This window comes from Chamaesiphon sp. OTE_8_metabat_110 (assembly GCF_031382685.1).
Lineage (GTDB): Bacteria > Cyanobacteriota > Cyanobacteriia > Cyanobacteriales > Chamaesiphonaceae > Chamaesiphon.
This window is the reverse complement of the sequence record NZ_JANMZA010000274.1, coordinates 1-3,285: the sequence shown is the minus strand read 5'-3', so window position 1 is coordinate 3,285 and position 3,285 is coordinate 1. Positions and strand designations below refer to the sequence as shown.

3 protein-coding genes and 1 pseudogene are annotated in these 3,285 nt (G+C 47.1%); 3 read left to right on the top strand and 1 reads right to left on the bottom strand.

Going from position 1 to position 3,285, the window contains the following annotated elements:
* The 3 genes and pseudogenes from RMO52_RS09870 to RMO52_RS09860 form a co-directional block, all read left to right on the top strand.
* Positions 1-437 (top strand): annotated as a pseudogene (locus tag RMO52_RS09870) (polyphosphate kinase 2 family protein); the annotation flags it as partial.
* 99 nt (positions 438-536) lie between these two features.
* A complete protein-coding gene (gene pdxH / locus RMO52_RS09865; RefSeq protein WP_309738827.1) occupies positions 537-1,172 on the top strand; it encodes a pyridoxamine 5'-phosphate oxidase in 636 nt (211 codons plus the stop codon).
* Between the two features lie 303 nt (positions 1,173-1,475).
* Positions 1,476-2,420 (top strand): class I SAM-dependent methyltransferase, encoded by a 945-nt coding sequence (locus RMO52_RS09860; protein ID WP_309738826.1) that lies wholly within the window; start codon positions 1,476-1,478, stop codon positions 2,418-2,420.
* 165 nt (positions 2,421-2,585) lie between these two features.
* On the opposite strand, the gene RMO52_RS09855 is transcribed toward RMO52_RS09860, so the two are convergent.
* Positions 2,586-3,263, bottom strand: coding sequence for a class I SAM-dependent methyltransferase (locus RMO52_RS09855; RefSeq protein ID WP_310413478.1), 678 nt, complete (start codon positions 3,261-3,263; stop codon positions 2,586-2,588).
* Positions 3,264-3,285: the final 22 nt, after the last annotated feature.

Here is a 3,285-nt window from a genome sequence, read left to right as displayed (position 1 = left end):
ATTTACCACAGCTAGATCTCAAGAAGATTTGGCAACAAAGATTTCAAGAAATCAATGACTTTGAACGGTATTTAACTAATAATGGTGTGGTTATCATCAAGTTTTTTCTACATGTCTCCAAAGCCGAGCAGAAAAAAAGATTCCTAGAGCGCATTCAAGAACCCCAAAAACACTGGAAATTTAGTGCCGACGACATCAAAGGACGCGAGCGCTGGGATGATTATCAAGCAGCCTATACCGACATCTTCAACCATACTAGTACCAAAGCCGCGCCCTGGTATATCATTCCTGCCGATCGCAAGTGGTTTACACGGCTAGCTGTAGCTGATATCATCTGTAGTCGTCTCAAAGAGTTAGATCTAGCGTATCCACAGATAAGCGACGAACAAAAAGCCAAATTAGCAGACGCGAAAAAAATGCTCGATCGAGAGGAGTAGCGGATAGTGGATAGTAGATAGTGGATAGTTAAGACTTTTTCCTACTTCGTCTGCACTATTTATAACCTTTACTATTCACTATCCACTATTCACTAATTCATGAAAATTGCTGACTTACGCAAAAACTATACACAGGCTGGATTATCAGAATCAGATGCCCTGGCGAACCCTTACGAGCAATTTCAATTGTGGTTCGAGCAAGCTCTGGCTGCTAATCTATTAGAACCCAATGCGATGACAGTGGCGACAGTAACGGCTGAGGGCAAACCTTCCGCGCGAATCGTGTTGCTCAAGGCTGTAGACGATCGCGGATTTGTATTTTATACCAATTACAATAGTCAAAAAGGAGTCGAACTCCAGCACTGTCCTTATGCTGCGCTAGTATTCCTCTGGGGCGATTTGGAGCGACAAGTGCGGATTGAAGGTAAAATAGAATTCGTCTCAGAATCCGAAGCTACCAGCTATTTTCACAGTCGTCCACCCAGCAGTCAATTAGGTGCTTGGGCTTCCGAGCAAAGTGCAATTGTTAGCGATCGATCGATCCTCGAACAGCGATTGCAACAGCTAGAATCAGAATATCTCGATCGCGAAATTCCCAAACCCCCACACTGGGGAGGCGTGCGGGTAATTCCCCAAGAAATTGAATTTTGGCAAGGTCGTCCCAGTCGCCTCCATGACAGGTTACGCTATCAATTAGTCGCAGGCAAGTGGCAAATCGATAGACTCGCACCCTAATTAATCTCTAACTCATTGGTTGTTCCCAATATTCAAGTCAGTTACAATAGCTGAAACCTATGTGGTGGGCAGTGCCCACCCTACTGGGACGACACGACTAAAACTGTGGGCATTCATAACTCTGAAAAATACAATGAGTAACATTTTGAGCGATCGCTTTACCCACAGTTTTAGTCGTGTCGAGCCACTACATAACTGGGAGACTGGGGGAGTGGGTAAATTTCGATCGCCTTTTACCTCTTACCTTTTACCTCTTACCTCTTACCTCTTACCCCCTATTCCCTATCCCCTATCCCCTAAATTATGACTGCTACCCTCAAACTTACAGATCGTCTCGTCAGCCAAATGGTAAATGGCTTACTTGCCATCAAACCGCTGGCTAAATTAGCCAAACATCAAGCGCGGGAATTGATTATCAAACGGGCTGAGGCGATCGGCGTGGCGTGGCGGGATGATGTGAAGTTTTTGCGCTCGCGAGGCGGTGCAGAGGCATTGTCGCCGCAGTGGGAGGCAGATTTAGCCCAGATTACCAACCCCAAGCTCCAGTATCCCGAGTATTATCTCACCTCCTTTCATGCTTACGATCGGGGGAATATGAGTTGGGATGCGGCGATGGAAGTCGAAGTTGCTGCTTATTCGGTTCATGCCAAGATTTTTGCTGAAACTGGCAAAACTGGCGATACGCAACTCCGCCAAAGTTATCACGATCTAGTCGTGCAAGCTTTCCCGACGCCACCGCAAGCAATTCTCGATATCGGTTGTAGTGTGGGGATGAGTACGTTTGCGATCCAGTCAGTTTATCCTGATGCCCAGTTGACGGGTGTGGATCTGTCGCCTTACTTTTTAGCCGTGGCGAATTACCGCACCCAGCAGAAACAAGTCGCCCCGATTGAGTGGGTACATGCTGCGGGAGAACATACGGGCTTACCCGCTCATAGTTACGATTTGGTATCACTATTTTTGATCTGTCATGAGTTACCACAGACAGCTACCCGCGAGATTTTTCAAGAAGCCAAACGCTTGCTCAAACCGGGCGGACAAATTGCGATTATGGATATGAATCCTGAGTCGGATATTTATGCTCAGATGGCACCCTATATCTTGACGCTGCTCAAAAGTACCGAGCCATATCTCGATCGCTATTTTACACTGGATATTTCTCAAGCCCTAATCGATGCTGGTTTTGAGACTCCCACGATTACACCCAACACACCGCGCCATCGGACTGTAATTGCCCGCGCTCGATAAGAGCGCGTAATTTAATATTAAGAAAATCGGGTAGAGATAAATTTTCTACCCGATTTTTTATCGACTTAAGTTACGATCGCTGCAACGATCGCTGGCAATTAAGTTAGCAGGTAGAGTAATTGTCGCTCGTAATATTTAAGTTTGACGACTAATATTTAGCGATCGTTAAATACTGGCTTTGAGATTGGCGGGCGGGTTTGCAGGCACCGTCCAAAAGTAAATTGTGCTGGTTTGACCGTCAGCCTTGACTTGCTCGGTACGATCTGGCTTCCAGTCGCCCATATCGAAAGCATGAGAGACGATGCGGGTACCAGGTTTGAGTTGGCTCAATAACTGCGGTCGGAGTTTGACATTCAGTTCGGGCAAAAGATACAGCGTTACTACTGTGGCATCGCTAAACTTGCTTTGAAAGAGATCTTGATTGAGAAAGCGCACCCGATCGGTTACACCTGCTGTTTTAGCATTAGCATTAGCCTCTTTAATCCGTTGGGGATTGATATCGATCCCCGTGGCGCGAATCCCAAATTTGCGAGCGGCGGTAATCGGAATCCGTCCATCCCCGCTGCCTAGATCGTACAGCACATCCTTGCGGTTGACTTTGGCAATTGCCAGCATTCGATCTACTACTGCTTGTGGGGTGGGGACATACACGACATCAGGCGATCGTAACGCTGGCGACTGTGCTAAGGCTGGATTTGCTAGTGTCTCGGCAGTTGGTTGGCTGGTGGTTGCATCAGGTGCATTACTACAGCCAACGCCGATAAAGCTTAGGCCGATAAGTGCCAGAAATGCGATGCGATTGGATAAGCAGCGCGGGAGTAAGTGTTGAGGTGAGATCGTCACAGTTTTCTCCGGATGTTGCTAG